The organism is Rhodopseudomonas sp. RCAM05734 (genome assembly GCF_052658035.1).
In genome coordinates this window covers 4,570,587-4,584,427 of the sequence record NZ_CP199742.1, presented here as the reverse complement: position 1 = coordinate 4,584,427, position 13,841 = coordinate 4,570,587, and the positions used below count along the sequence as shown (strand labels likewise).

Genomic DNA, 13,841 nt, shown 5'->3' with positions numbered 1-13,841 from the left:
AGAGAACATGACCAAGCCAGCCATCAGCCGCTTCCCCGTTCCCGAGATCTCCAGCCTGCCGGACGACATCCGCACCCGCATCCTCGCGGTGCAGGAGAAGTCCGGCTTCGTGCCCAACGTGTTCCTGACGCTGGCGCACCGCCCGGAGGAATTCCGCGCGTTCTTCGCCTATCACGACGCGCTGATGGACAAGCCGGGTCCGATCACCAAGGCCGAACGCGAGATGATCGTGGTGGCCACCAGCAACGCCAACCAGTGCCAGTATTGCGTGATCGCGCATGGCGCTATCCTGCGCATCCGCGCCAAGAACCCTCTCATCGCCGACCAGATCGCGGTGAATTACCGCAAGGCCGACATCACGCCGCGCCAGCGCGCCATGCTCGACTTCGCCATGAAGGTCTCGATGCAGGCCTATGAGGTCGGCGATAGCGATATCGAGACGCTGAACGGCCACGGCTTCAGCGAAGAGGACGTCTGGGATATCGCCGCCATTGCCGCCTTCTTCGGCATGTCGAACCGGCTTGCCAACGTCACCAGCATGCGGCCGAACGACGAGTTCTATGCCATGGGGCGCTGAGCCCCATCACCACAGCGGCCGGCAAGAGCCGCAGCGACGAATTTCAGGGAAACGGTCCATGAGCCATCCAAGCGCCTCAGACATCGCCACGCGGCAGGCCATCATCGATGCCTGCCGCGAGATGTCGGCGGTGGGCATCAATCAGGGCACGTCGGGCAATATCAGCGTGCGCACCGGCGACGGCATCCTGCTGACGCCGTCGGGCGTGCCCTACGACACGATGCGCCCGGAAGATATTGTCGCGATGAAATGGGACGGTTCGTGGACCGCGCCGGAAGGCCGCGTGCCCTCGACGGAATGGCGCTTTCATCTCGACATTCTCAGGGCGAAGCCCGAGACGAACGCCGTGGTACATGCGCATCCAGTTTTTTGCACCATCATCGCGATCATGAACCGCGCGATTCCGGCGATCCACTACATGATCGCCGCGGGCGGCGGCAACGACATCCCCTGCGCCCCCTATGCGCAGTATGGCACCGCGGAGCTGTCGCAAGCGGCGCTCGACGCGCTGCGTTACCGGCGCGCCTGCCTGCTGGCGCATCACGGACTGATCGCCATCGGCCCCAACCTGCGCAAGGCGATGTGGCTTGCGGTCGAGGTCGAGGTCCTGGCCAAGCAGTATCACGGCTGCCTGCAGCTCGGCACGCCGCCGCTGCTGCCGGATGCCGAGATCGACAGCATCCTGAAGCGATGGGGACAATACGGCCTGCGCGACAGCGACAACACGCCGAAGACCTCGACCTAACCAACCTGCCCAACAATTTGTGAGACTTGCCAGATGGCCCATCCCCACGACGTCAGCGTCTGCGGCACCTACATCCTCGACATCCTCGGCGTTCCCGTCACGGAAATCCCGGCCGGCGGCGGCCGTGCGCTGATCGATGAGATCAAGCTCACGGTCGCCGGCACCGCGGGCGGCACCGTCGTGCCCTGTGCGCGCCTCGGCCTGAAGGCGCTGGCCGTCGGCGCCGTCGGCGACGACGAGAAGGCCGACTGGGTCCTGCAGGCGATGACGCGCGTCGGCATCGACATTTCGGTGATGGAGCGGATGGTCGGCGCGCCGACCTCCGCCACCATCCTGCCGATCCGGCCGGACGGCTCGCGCCCGGTGCTGCATGCGCGCGGCGCTTCGGCGCGCTGGAAGATTTCACCCGAGGCGCAGAAGGCCGCATGCGGCAGCAAGGTGCTGCATCTCGGCGGCGTCGGATCGCTGCTGGCGATGGACGGCGAGCCGACTGTGGCGCTGCTGCGCGATGCCAAGGCGGCCGGCTGCATCACCACCGTCGATCTGATCCAGGCGCGCGCCGAAACGCTGAAGCTGGTCGAACCCTTGATGCCCTATACCGACTTCTTCATGCCAAGCATCGACGAGACCCACGCGCTGGTCGGCACCGACGACCCCGCCGCCTGCGCGCAATATTTCATCGGCAAGGGCGCCGGTGCCTGCGCCATCTCGCTCGGCGAGCACGGCTCCTTCGTCATGACGCGCGATGGACGACAATTCACCGTGCCGGCCTTCGAGGTGAAGGTGCGCGACACCTCGGGCTGCGGCGACTCCTATACCGGCGGATTCATCGCCGGACTGGTGCGCGACTGGGACCTGCTGGACTGCGCCCGACTGGCGACAGCCACGGCAGCCATCGTCGCGACGGGACTGGGCTCCGGCGCCAACCTCGTGTCCTTCGAGGAAACAGTGAAGGCGATGAACACCCTGCCCGTTCGCGGTTCGCGCGCCTGATCGACTTTCAGCGACTGCCTTCCCGGAATCATAAACGTCTCAAGGAAACTGTCATGACTAGACATGCCATCGTGACCGGCGCGAGCCGCGGCATCGGACGCGCCATCGCGCTAGGCCTTGCGCAGCGCGGCTACAACCTCGCCCTCACCGACATCGCGGCACAGGAAGGCGTGCTGATGGAAACCGTCGCCGAAGTGAAGACGCTCGGCCAGGAGTGCGTTCCGGTGCTCGCCGATGTCAGCAAGCTCGAGGACTGCCGGCGTTCCGTGGCGGAGGCCGTGGCCGGCCTCGGCCATGTCGATGTTCTCGTCAACAACGCGGGCATTCTGCGCCTCGCCAGCATCGAGGAGACCACGCCGGAGCACTGGGACCAGACCTTTGCCGTCAACGTCCGCGGCGTATTCCAGATGACCCAGGCCATGGTCGCTCACATGAAGGAGCGCAAGTATGGCCGCATCGTCAACATCGCCTCGCTGGCCGCGCGCACCGGTGGTCCCGGCCAGTCACACTACGCAGCGTCGAAATCGGCCGTGGTCGGCTTCACGCGCGTTTCCTCGATGGAATTCGGCGGCCATGGAATCACGGTGAATGCCGTTTGCCCCGGCATCATCCTGACCGAGATGGGCCGCAACAATCTGCGCGATCCGGAGCGCGTCGCCTATTTCGAGAAGATCACCGACCTGCATCGCCTCGGCGAGCCGGAGGACGTGGTTGGCCCGGTCGCCTTCTTCGCCTCAGACGATTCCGCCTTCGTCACGGGACAGGCGCTCAATGTCGATGGCGGCATCTTCTACAGCTAGGCTTGCAGCAACAACGGATAGGAATGACCCATGGCGACCTTCAAGGCCATCAGAATCGACAAGGCGGAAAAGGGCACCACCGCTGCGCTCGTACAGTTCGACGAGGCGGAATTGATGGATGGTGATGTCACCGTCCGCGTCGAGTGGTCGACGCTGAATTACAAGGACGGCCTGGCGCTGACCGGGAAATCGCCGGTGGTGCGACGTTTCCCGATGATCGCCGGCATCGACTTCGCCGGCACGGTCGAGTCCTCCACCAATCCGAATTGGAAGGCCGGCGACAAGGTGATCGGCAACGGGTGGGGCATGGGCGAGACCCATCTCGGCGCCTTTGCCGAAAAGGCGCGCGTCAAGGGCGACTGGCTGGTCCGCCTGCCGGAGAGCATGAACACACGCGATGCCATGGCGATTGGCACCGCCGGCTACACCGCCATGCTGTCAGTGCTGGCGCTGGAAAATCACGGGCTCAAGCCGGCCGATGGCCCTGTGGTCGTCACCGGCGCGGCCGGCGGCGTCGGCTCGGTTGCGATCGCCCTGCTATCAAAGCTTGGCTACCACGTCATCGCTTCCACCGGCCGGACCTCGGAGGAAGGCTATCTGAAAGGCCTCGGCGCCGCCGAGATCATCGACCGCAACGAGCTCTCGGCGCCCGGCAAGCCGCTCGCGAGGGAGCGCTGGGCGGGTGGCATCGACAGTGTCGGCTCGACCACGCTGGCGAATTTGCTGGCGATGACCAAGTATCGCGGCGCCATCGCGGCGTGCGGCCTGGCCGGCGGGATGGACCTGCCCTCGTCGGTTGCGCCGTTCATCTTGCGCGGCGTCTGCCTGCTCGGGATCGATTCCGTGATGTGCCCGATCGAACTGCGCAGGCAGGCCTGGGCACGCCTGTCCACCGATCTGGATGCCACCAAGCTGGCTGAAATAACCCAGGAGATCACGCTCGACCAAGTGATCGACGCCGGCGCCGGGCTGCTGGCTGGGCAAGTGCGCGGTCGCACCGTCGTCAAGATCGCGTAACCTCGGCCATCGCCGGATCCAGACGTGCGCTTTGCGCCACGGGCGGCCGGTCAGAGCGACACGACCTGCAAGGATCCATAAATAGCTTCGGATTGCGCAAGCTCAACGAACGTTCAGTAGGGCGGCGCCAGCCAGAGCTCCGTTCCAGGCGTTCCGGCTATCTGAACAGAAGCCGTTCCAGCAGCTTGCAAGCCATTTTCGACTGGAGGCGATGGCGTATGGTTCGCAAGCACAAGAATTGCATGGACAGGAAGGTCGAGTCCGGAGCCAATACATGAATCTCATCAACCTGGATATTCGGATGCTGCGCTCGCTCACGTCGGTCGTGGAGACCGGCAGCATCACCGAGACGGCGCGGCGGCTGGGCCGCACGCAGCCGGCGATCACGTTGCAATTGCAACGGCTTGAGGAACTCACCGGCAAGCCGATCTTCGTCCACGAGGGGCGCAAGCTGTATTTGACGACCGACGGCGAGATCGTGCTGTCCTACGCCAAGTCGATCCTCGGCTTTCACGACGAGCTACTGTCGCGGCTGGCCTCGCCGGATATCGAGGGCCACGTCGTGCTTGGCACGCCGGATCTCTATGCCGCATTCCTGCTACCCTCGATCTTGAAGCTGTTTCGCAAGACGTTTCCGCGCGTGCAGGTCGACCTGAACTGCTCGCTGTCGACGCCGCTGGTCGGCTGTGTCCGGCGCGGCGAGGTCGATATCGCGCTGGTGACGCGGATGAACGATTTTACGGGCGGCCAGGTGGTGCGCCAGGAGCAACTGATCTGGATGACCGGCGAGCAATCGACGGCCTACAATGAAAGCCCGATCCCGCTGGCGCTGCTGCCGCCCGGCAACATCTACCGCGACCATGCGATCGAGCGGCTGGAATCGCAGCGGCTGCGATGGCGCCTCGCCTGCGTCAGCGACAGCGTCGGCGGACTGCAGGCCGCTGCTTTCGCCGGCATCGCGGTCACGGTGCTGGGGCGCAGCGCGCTGGTTCGCAACATGCGTGAGATCGGCGCCGCCGAAGGCCTGCCGCCGCTACCGAAGGTCGACCTGCTGCTCTACAAATCGGCAACCGCGACTTCGAAAGCGGCAAGCGCCCTTCATGATTATCTGGCGCACTACCTGAACCTCGACGACGAACTTCTGCTTGGCACCGAATTGCCGCTCACGGTCGGACATCACCCTGGCTCGGCGGGCCTGTCCGAGCAACCCGCCCTGAAGGCATCCTCGAGCGCCTGCACATTTATGCACGCCGGTGACGGGCAGGACGGCGCCGCCGCAGAAATCCCGGGCACGCGACGCATCCGCCCGCCCGACCAGGTCTACCGCCCCCGCGCCAGGCGGCCGGTCTAGCCGATCGCCGCGGCCACCGCCTTCTTCGCCATCACGGTGATGAGATGCGCGCGGTACTCGGAATCGGCATGAATGTCCGAACTCATATTGTCCGCCGAGACCTTGATCGAGGCGACCGCGGCGGGCGTGAAGGACTCGGCCAGCGCCGCCTCCATTTCCGGCACCCGGAATACGCCGGGACCAGCACCGGTGACGGCCACGCAGACACCGCCAGGCGATTGAACCACGCAGACACCGACCACCGCATAGCGCGAGGCCGGCGACTTGAACTTGGCGTAGCCGCCCCGCACGGGCACCGGGAAGCGCAGCGACGTGATGACTTCACCGGGCTCTAACGCCGTCTCGAACAGGCCGGTGAAGAAATCCGCCGCGGCGATCTCGCGGCGGTCGGTGACGATCGTCGCGCCCAGCCCCAGCACAGCCGCCGGATAATCCGCGGAGGGGTCGTTGTTGGCGACGGAGCCGCCGATGGTGCCGCGGTTGCGGACGGCGGGATCGCCGATCCCGACCGCGAGCTTCGCCAGCAGCGGGATGGCCGTTGCCACGATCGCGGATTCCGCGACGTCGACATGACGCGTCATCGCGCCGATCACCAGCGTGTCGCCTTCGACTGAAATCGACGACATCGCGGGAATTTTTGACAGGTCGATCAGCGCGGCCGGCGTGGCGAGGCGCTGCTTGATGGTCGGCAGCAGCGTCATACCGCCGGCCAATGGCGTGCTGTCGGGGATGCTGCCGAGCAGTGCGACGGCTTCGGGCGATGTGGCGGGTTGGTGGAATGCGAAGGTCATGGCGTGTTCCTATTCCGCCGCTTGCGGCATGGTCGCGTTCTGGATGATCCGCCAGATCCGGTTCGGCGTCGCCGGCATGTCGACATGCTGTACGCCGAGATGCGACAGCGCATCGACGACCGAGTTGATCACGGCGGCGGGCGAGCCGATCGTACCGACCTCGCCACAGCCTTTGACGCCCATCGGCGTATGCGTGCACAGTGTCGAGTGGGTCTGAACGTTCATGTTCGGCACGTGGTCGGCGCGCGGCATGGTGTAGTCCATGAACGAGCCGGACAGCGGCTGCCCGGACACCTCATCATAGACCGCACCCTCGAACAGAGCCTGCCCGACGCCCTGCACGATACCGCCATGCGGCTGGCCCTCGACAATCATCGGATTGATCACGGTGCCGACGTCATCCACCGCGGTGTAGCGCGCCAGCGTGACAATGCCGGTCTCGGGGTCGATCTCCACCTCGGCGATGTGGCAGCCGCCCGGATAGGTGAAGTTGATGGGGTCGTAGTAAGCCTGCTCTTCAAGCCCGGGCTCGAGTACTTCGAGCGGATAATTGTGCGGCACGTAGGCCGCCCCGGCGATCTCCTGGAATGTCTTGCTGCGGTCGGTGCCTGCGACCGAGAACACGCCTTCCTTGAACTCGATGTCCTGCTCGCCGGCTTCCAGCAGATGCGCTGCGATCTTCTTGCCCTTGACCACCACCTTGTCACCGGCCTTCGACAGCGCAGCGCCGCCGACCACCAAAGAGCGCGAGCCATAGGTGCCCATGCCGAACTGTACGCGGTCGGTATCGCCGAACACGATGTCGACATTCTCGAAATTGACGCCGAGCTTTTCCGAGATGATCTGGGCGAAGGTCGTCTCATGGCCCTGGCCGTGATTGTGGGTGCCGATCAGCACCGTGACCTGCCCGGTCGGATGCACACGGACCGTGGCGCTCTCATAAAGACCGCCGCGCGCACCGAGCCGGCCGGCAAAGCGCGATGGCGCCAGGCCGCAGGCTTCCACATAGGTGGAGTAGCCAAGCCCGCGGAACTTGCCTTCGCGTTCGGACGCCGCCTTGCGTTCGGCGAAGCCGGCGACGTCGGCGGCCACCAGCGCGCCTTCCAGACAACCCATCGGGTCGCCGGAATCATATTCGACCAGCATCGGCGTCTGGTAGGGATAGGCTTCCTTCGGAATGATATTGCGGCGGCGGATCTCGACGCGGTCGATGCCCATTTCGGCGGCGGCGACATCGACGATGCGCTCGACCACGAAGGTGGCTTCCGGCCTGCCCGCGCCGCGATAGGCGTCGACCGGCACCGTGTTTGTGAATACCACCTTGACGTTGCAGTAGATCACCGGAGTCGTATAGACGCCGCCGAGCAGCGGCGCGTATAGGTTGGTCGGGATGTTCGGCCCGAAGGTCGAGAGATAGGCGCCCATGTTGGCCAGCGTGTTGACCTTCAACGCCAAAAACTTGCCGTTCTCGTCAAGCGCCAGTTCGGCTTCGGTGACGTGGTCGCGGCCGTGGCGGTCGGAGACAAAACCTTCCGAGCGATCCGCGACCCACTTGATCGGCCGACCGACGCGCTTCGCCGCCCAGGTGATCACGGCTTCCTCGCCGTAGTGGAACTGCTTGACACCAAAACCGCCGCCGACATCGGGGGCGACGACGCGCAGCTTCTGCTCGGGAATGTTGAGCACCAAGGCTGCCATCAGGAAGCGCACCACATGCGGAAACTGGCTTGTGGTCCACAACGTGTAGTGACCGGTGCCGGCGTTGTATTCGGCGATCGCCGAGCGCGGCTCCATGGGATTGCCGATCAGGCGGTTGTTGACCAGGCTGAGCCTTGCCACATGCGCTGCCTTGCGGAACGCGACCGCAACGGCTGCCTTGTCGCCCATCTCCCAGTCGCAGCACAAATTGTTCGGCACGTCGTCGAACAATTGCGGTGCGCCGGGACGCACGGCTTCCAGCACGCCGACCACTGCCGGCAGTACCTCGTAATCGATCACCACCAGTTCGGCCGCGGCGCGCGCCTGCGCCAGCGTGTCGGCAACCACGAACGCCACCATGTCGCCGACGAAGCGGACTTTGCCCTGCGCCAACATCGGGAATTTCGGCTCCTTCATCGGCAAGCCTTCGGCGTTGCTGATGCCCCAGCCGCATGGCATGCCGCCGAGACCGTCGGCGGCGACGTCATCGCCGGTCAGGATCGCCTCGACGCCCGGCAGCGCCAGCGCCGCTTTGGTGTCGATGCTGCGGATCACCGCATGGGCGTGCTGCGAGCGGATGAAGACGCCGACGGTGGCGTCCGGCCGCTTCATGTCGGCGACATAGTTTCCGCGACCGGTGAGGAAACGGAAGTCTTCCTTGCGGCGCGGCGATTCACCAATTCCGATGATGTTCGACATGGCTCAGTCTCCGATCGCGGGGGCGTTCATCGCGGCGGCGCCGGCGATGATCGATGTGACGATATTCTGGTAGCCTGTGCAGCGGCAGATGTTGCCTTCGAGGCCGTGACGCACCTCGGCCTCGGTCGGATTCGGGTTCTTGCCGACCATCGCCATTGCGGTCATCACCATGCCCGGCGTGCAGAAGCCGCATTGCAGGCCGTGGTTCTGGTGAAACGCTTGCTGCATCGGATGCAACTGGTTGGAACCGCCCTTGGCCGCCAGCCCCTCGATGGTCATCAGCGTGCCACCCTCCAGCGCGGGCGCCAGCAGCGTGCAGCTTTTCACCGCATCGCCGTTGAATAGCACCACGCAGGCGCCGCACTGGCTGGTATCGCAGCCGACATGGGTGCCGGTGAGGTTAAGGTTCTCGCGCAGCAGTTCGGATACCAGCGCGGCCGGCACGACATCGACCGTTCGCGCGCGGCCGTTGAGAGTGAAGTTGACGATCATGGTGGACCTCCGGTGGGCTGGCATCAGGCGAGAATGCGGGCGCGGCCTGCGGGCCAGGTGGCCAGCAGCAGATCGCCGATATCGAACGGGTCGCGGAAGAACGTGCGCTCCGGGATGTAGGCGATAAATTCTTCATTAGGGACGGTGTCGAGCATCACCTTGACGAAAGATCCCTGATATTCGATCGCCAGCACGCGGCTTGGCAGCGCGGTCGCCCCCTCCCCCGGGCCGGCGGAACTGGCGCGCATCAGTTCAATATCATCGCGACGCACGGCGAGGTCAATGCGGTCGCCAGCGGCAATCCTGTTGCCGGGCTGCAGGCCGATATGAATGCCGCTACGGCTGGGCTGCGACAGCACGAGGTGGTCCGCGCCCACAGCCTCGACCTTGCCGGACAGCACGTTCTGTCCGCCGAGAAACTCCGCGACATAACGGTCGCGCGGATTGGCGTAGACGTCGCGGGCGGGACCGGACTGCTTGATCTTGCCCTTTTCCATGACCACCACGATATCGGCCAGCGCGATGGCCTCCAACTGGGTGTGGGTGACGTGAACGAAGGTAATGCCGAGTTCGCGCTGCATGCGGCGCAGTTCCTGCCGCATCTGCACCCGCAACTGTTCGTCGAGCGCCGACAGCGGTTCGTCCAGCAGCAGCACCCGCGGCTCGGTAATCGCCGCGCGCGCCAGTGCAACGCGCTGCTGCTGGCCGCCGGACAGGTTGGCCGGCAGCCGGTCGGCCAGCTCGGTGAGACGCACTTTCTCCATCATGCTGTCGACGGCGCGGTAGCGCTCGGCCTTCGACTGGCCGCGGACCCGCAGCGCGAAGGCGATGTTGTCGCGCACGGAGAGATGCGGAAACAGCGCGTAAGACTGAAACATCATGGCGGTGCGGCGCTCGATCGGCGCCAGTCCGACGACATTGTCGCCGCCGATCACGATCTCGCCGGCCGTCGGGTCCTCGTGGCCGGCGATCATGCGCAGGATCGTGGTCTTGCCGCAGCCGGAGGGCCCGAGGAAGCAGCAATAGGCACCGTCCGGAATCTTCAGGTTGACGCCGTCCACCACATTGGTCCGGCCGTCGTAGCTTTTGCAGAGCCCCGCCAGTTCGATATCGCCGCCGCCGGATCGCATGATCGAATTCCTCAATGGGTCGGGGTCGCGCGAATACCGCGACGCTTGTTGATCAGAACGATGGCGCCGATGCTGATGCCGATCGTAAGGAAGGAGACAACCGTGGTCACCGTGCCCAGCGCATAGAGCGACGGCGAGGTGACGTTCAGCGTCATGCTCCAGATCTCCAACGGCAGGGTATTGAGTGAGCCCGCAGTCTGCAGCGAGCGAGCGAACTCGTCGTATGACAGCGTGAAACCGAACAGAGCGACCGCGACAAGGCCGGGAGCGAGGATCGGGATCACCACCATGCGAATGGTCTGCCAGCGGCTGGCGCCGAGATCGCGCGCGGCCTCTTCCCATGAATTGTTGAAGCGCGACATCACCGCAAACATGACCAGCACGCCGAACGGCAGCGTCCACGACAGTTGCGCGCCCATCGCCGAGGAGTACCAGTTGGCATTGATGCCAACCCACTGGAACAGCAGGCCGATGCCGATGCCGAGCACCAGACCGGGTGCGACCAGGCTGCCGATCATCAGGTAGAACACGAAGGTGTCACCGAAGAAGCGGCGGCGGAACGCCAGCCCGGCCATGAAGGAGAACACCAGCGTGATCACGGTGACCATTGCCGCCAGCTTGATGGAGCGGTCGAACGATCCCTTGACGTCGCCGGTGCGCGCCTGGGTGATCAGGTCGACAAACCAGTGCAGCGAATGACCCTTCATCGGGAACACGAGGCCGCCGCGGATATCCTGGAACGACAGGATGTAGATGCAGATCATCGGCCCATAAAGCGCGATGACGTAGAGCGTGAACACGGTGGCCAGCGCGTAGAAGGTCCACGGCCGCCCGCTGCGCGGCGAAAGCGCGCCACGGCGGGCTTTCGCCGCGGGCACGGCCAGCTTGTCGAGCGCCACGGTCATTGCGTGATCTCCCGGCGAATATCGACCGCGCTCAGGATCAGCGAGATCACCACCACCAGTACCACGGTGAGCAGCACGGCACTGGCGGCGGCGATCGGGTACTGCAGCACGCCGACATTCTCATAGAACGCGCTGACGACGGAGGCCGAGCTGCCGCCCGACATCACCTTGACGACGAAGAAGTCGCCCATCACGATCGACACCACGAAGATCGAGCCGAGGCCAATGCCGCTCTTCGACATCGGGATCACGATATAGCGCATGATGTCGAGCCGGCTGGCGCCGGCATCGAGCGCGGCCTCGATCACCCGCTTGTCGATCCGCGCCATCGAATTGAAGATCGGCACCACCATGAAGATGGTGAGCTGGTGCACATAGGCGATCACCACCGCGAGACCGGAATACAGCAAAACTTCCAGCGGCGCGTTGATGATACCCACGCCCTGCAGTGAGGAATTGACCAGGCCTTCCTTGCCGAGCAGCGGGATCCAGGAAATCATCCGGATGATGTTCGAAGTCCAGAACGGCACGGTACAAACCAGAAACAGCCCTATCGCCAGCAACTGGTTGCGGACATGGAAGACCAGGAAATACGCCACCAGGAAGCCGATGATCAGCGTAAAGAACCAAGTGAACACGGTGAACTTCAGTGTTGCGACATAGAGGTGGAAGGTCTGCGCCGAGGTCAGCACGTCCACGTAATTGGCCAGCGTGAAGGTCGGGATCAGACCGCCAAAGCCGTCGGTCTCGAACACGCTCGCCACCAGCACCACTAAAATCGGCAGCAGGAAGAACGGAATCAGCACCAGCATCAGCGGCGTCACATACAGCCAGGCCGACAGATTTTTTCGCAACATCGTGGAAGCCTGAATCATTTCAGTTGACCGAAGGGCCTCCGCCGCAGCGCATGTCGCCGCGACGGAGGATGGCATCATGCAATCTTGAAGTCGTTCCAGCGCTTGTTCATGTAGGCCGCCTCGTCCATCAGCGTGTTCCAGCACGAGATGTTCTTGACGCGGTCGAGGAACGAGCCGCCGTCGCGCTTGGTGCCGGCCTTCTCCATCGGCACGCCGTAGGGGTCGTTGATGACCGTGGGCGCGGGCTTGCCGTCGTACCAGAAGTCCCATTCCGCGGGCGTCAGGAATTTTTTCGCGGTGGACGGCACCGGGCTGTAGTAGCCATAGCGACCGACAAAGCCACCCTGCCAGCCCGACAGGTACCAGTTGAGATATTCGTAGGCCGCATCCAGCTTCTTGCCAGACAGGTGCTTCATCAGGCCCATGCCGTTGCACCAGCCGCGATAGCCTTCCTTGCCGTCCTTGATATTGACCGCGGCATAGACACAGGGGATTTCCTTCACGCGCACCGCAGCCACCGCGGGCGACCACATCGACTGGATCACCACCTCGCCCGCGGCCATCAGCTGAACCGACTGGTCGAAAGTGGTCCATGTCGCGCGGAACTGGCCGGCCTTCTTCAGCTCGATCAGCTTGTTGCAGGTGAAGTCGATCTCCTCCTTGGTCATGTTGCCCTTGTTCTTGTACGTGATCAGCCCGGCGCTCTCGAAGCACAGCGCGGCGTCCATGATGCCGATCGCGGGAACATCGAGGATCGCGGCCTTGCCCTTGAATTTGGGATCGATCAGGTCCTTCCACTGCGTCACCTCGTGGCCGACCAGGTCGGGGCGGTAGCCGATCGAGTCGGCATTGTAGACCTGCGGCAGGAACGTGGCCCACTCGGTGACACCGTCGTGCAGATCGGTGGAATTGGCCTTGGCGATATACATCGCCTCATAGGGCGAGATACCCTGGCGCGGGATCTTGTGGCCGTCGATCTCGCCTTTGGTGAAGATCGGCAGGATGTTGTCGAATTCCTTGATCTTCTTGACCTCGATGCCCTGGATCACCGAGCGCTTGGCGGCCAGCTTGGCCTGCCATCCCTCGAGATCGGCGATATCCACCGAGTCAGGTTGGCTGATGAAGCGGTTGATCGCGGCCGACGTGTCGAGGTTCTGCATCGTGACCTTGAAGCCGAGGTCCTTGGCCGCCTGGTCGCCGATCGCCTTGACCACCGAATACGACACGCCGACGTGGCGCAGCTCGATGTCCTTGATCTCCTGCGCCCAGATGGTCGGCGCGCCGATCACCTCGGAGCCGATCGCGGCGCCGGCGATCGCGGCGCTGCCTTTCAGCACGGCGCGTCGCGAAAGTCCCTTTTTCACGGCTCGCTTCGCGTCAGCATTATCCTCGTCCAACATGGCTCTCTCCGTCGCGCTGGGATGGGGCAGAGGGCGGCGAGATGGCGCGTGCTCGCAACCGCATCGATCGCGGCGAAGGTGCGATGTAAGTGGCTGCTTTGTAAAATCGGAAGTCGAAATGCGAAGTATAAGGGCTGCTAATGGTCCGCCTGGCTGCCTACAGCTGCGGCGGCAGCCGCTACAATTTGACCTTTACTTCCGGAATCGGGTCATGCGTGGCCCTGTTGGCGCCATCGATCAAAGGCCCCTCGGCGATAAATCGTCGAGGGGCTGCCGCGGGTCCAGCGCCCCATAGATTCCTGGACATCGGGATACGTTTTCGATACGACCGCAATTGCCGGCGAACTTCCGCATCGAGTCCGTCTGGATAACCTTGCCAATAGGAC

The 13,841-nt window shown here is 64.1% G+C and carries 13 protein-coding genes; 6 read left to right on the top strand and 7 right to left on the bottom strand.

What is annotated here, in order from left to right:
* Positions 1–7: 7 nt before the first annotated feature.
* The 6 genes from ACUXVA_RS21600 to ACUXVA_RS21575 all read left to right on the top strand — a co-directional run bounded on the left by ACUXVA_RS21600 (position 8) and on the right by ACUXVA_RS21575 (position 5,483).
* The gene (locus ACUXVA_RS21600) at positions 8–577 is read left to right on the top strand and encodes a peroxidase-related enzyme (RefSeq protein ID WP_265078434.1); all 570 of its coding nucleotides are present in this window, start codon (positions 8–10) and stop codon (positions 575–577) included.
* Between the two features lie 58 nt (positions 578–635).
* On the top strand, positions 636–1,322 hold the full coding sequence (locus ACUXVA_RS21595; RefSeq protein ID WP_265078435.1) for a class II aldolase/adducin family protein: 687 nt from the start codon (positions 636–638) through the stop codon (positions 1,320–1,322).
* 33 nt (positions 1,323–1,355) lie between these two features.
* Positions 1,356–2,315: a sugar kinase gene (locus ACUXVA_RS21590; RefSeq protein ID WP_265078436.1), complete on the top strand. Its 960-nt coding sequence runs from the start codon at positions 1,356–1,358 to the stop codon at positions 2,313–2,315.
* Positions 2,316–2,368: 53 nt separating this feature from the next.
* The gene (locus ACUXVA_RS21585) at positions 2,369–3,115 is read left to right on the top strand and encodes an SDR family NAD(P)-dependent oxidoreductase (RefSeq protein WP_265078437.1); all 747 of its coding nucleotides are present in this window, start codon (positions 2,369–2,371) and stop codon (positions 3,113–3,115) included.
* A gap of 30 nt (positions 3,116–3,145) precedes the next feature.
* Positions 3,146–4,132 (top strand): acrylyl-CoA reductase (NADPH), encoded by a 987-nt coding sequence (gene acuI, locus ACUXVA_RS21580; protein ID WP_265078438.1) that lies wholly within the window; start codon positions 3,146–3,148, stop codon positions 4,130–4,132.
* Between the two features lie 274 nt (positions 4,133–4,406).
* A complete protein-coding gene (locus ACUXVA_RS21575) occupies positions 4,407–5,483 on the top strand; it encodes a LysR substrate-binding domain-containing protein (RefSeq protein WP_445488017.1) in 1,077 nt (358 codons plus the stop codon).
* Here the strand turns inward: ACUXVA_RS21575 and ACUXVA_RS21570 are convergent.
* From ACUXVA_RS21570 to ACUXVA_RS21540, 7 genes are read right to left on the bottom strand one after another with little or no spacing between them, the layout of a single operon-like run.
* Positions 5,480–6,274, bottom strand: coding sequence for an FAD binding domain-containing protein (locus ACUXVA_RS21570; protein WP_445488015.1), 795 nt, complete (start codon positions 6,272–6,274; stop codon positions 5,480–5,482). The two genes, ACUXVA_RS21575 and ACUXVA_RS21570, sit on opposite strands and share 4 nt — an antisense overlap.
* A 9-nt stretch (positions 6,275–6,283) precedes the next feature.
* Positions 6,284–8,671, bottom strand: coding sequence for a xanthine dehydrogenase family protein molybdopterin-binding subunit (locus ACUXVA_RS21565; protein ID WP_445488013.1), 2,388 nt, complete (start codon positions 8,669–8,671; stop codon positions 6,284–6,286).
* 3 nt (positions 8,672–8,674) lie between these two features.
* Positions 8,675–9,163 carry a (2Fe-2S)-binding protein gene (locus ACUXVA_RS21560; protein WP_265078442.1) on the bottom strand — a complete coding sequence of 163 codons (489 nt, stop codon included), beginning with the start codon at positions 9,161–9,163 and terminating at the stop codon, positions 8,675–8,677.
* Positions 9,164–9,186: 23 nt separating this feature from the next.
* Positions 9,187–10,293 carry an ABC transporter ATP-binding protein gene (locus ACUXVA_RS21555; RefSeq protein ID WP_445488010.1) on the bottom strand — a complete coding sequence of 369 codons (1,107 nt, stop codon included), beginning with the start codon at positions 10,291–10,293 and terminating at the stop codon, positions 9,187–9,189.
* Between the two features lie 11 nt (positions 10,294–10,304).
* Positions 10,305–11,198 (bottom strand): ABC transporter permease, encoded by an 894-nt coding sequence (locus tag ACUXVA_RS21550; RefSeq protein ID WP_265078445.1) that lies wholly within the window; start codon positions 11,196–11,198, stop codon positions 10,305–10,307.
* Positions 11,195–12,073, bottom strand: a complete 879-nt coding sequence (locus ACUXVA_RS21545; protein ID WP_445488008.1) for an ABC transporter permease — start codon at positions 12,071–12,073, stop codon at positions 11,195–11,197. Before ACUXVA_RS21545 ends, ACUXVA_RS21550 begins: the two co-directional genes overlap by 4 nt.
* Before the next feature lie 56 nt (positions 12,074–12,129).
* On the bottom strand, positions 12,130–13,455 hold the full coding sequence (locus ACUXVA_RS21540) for an ABC transporter substrate-binding protein (RefSeq protein ID WP_265078446.1): 1,326 nt from the start codon (positions 13,453–13,455) through the stop codon (positions 12,130–12,132).
* Positions 13,456–13,841 lie beyond the last annotated feature (386 nt).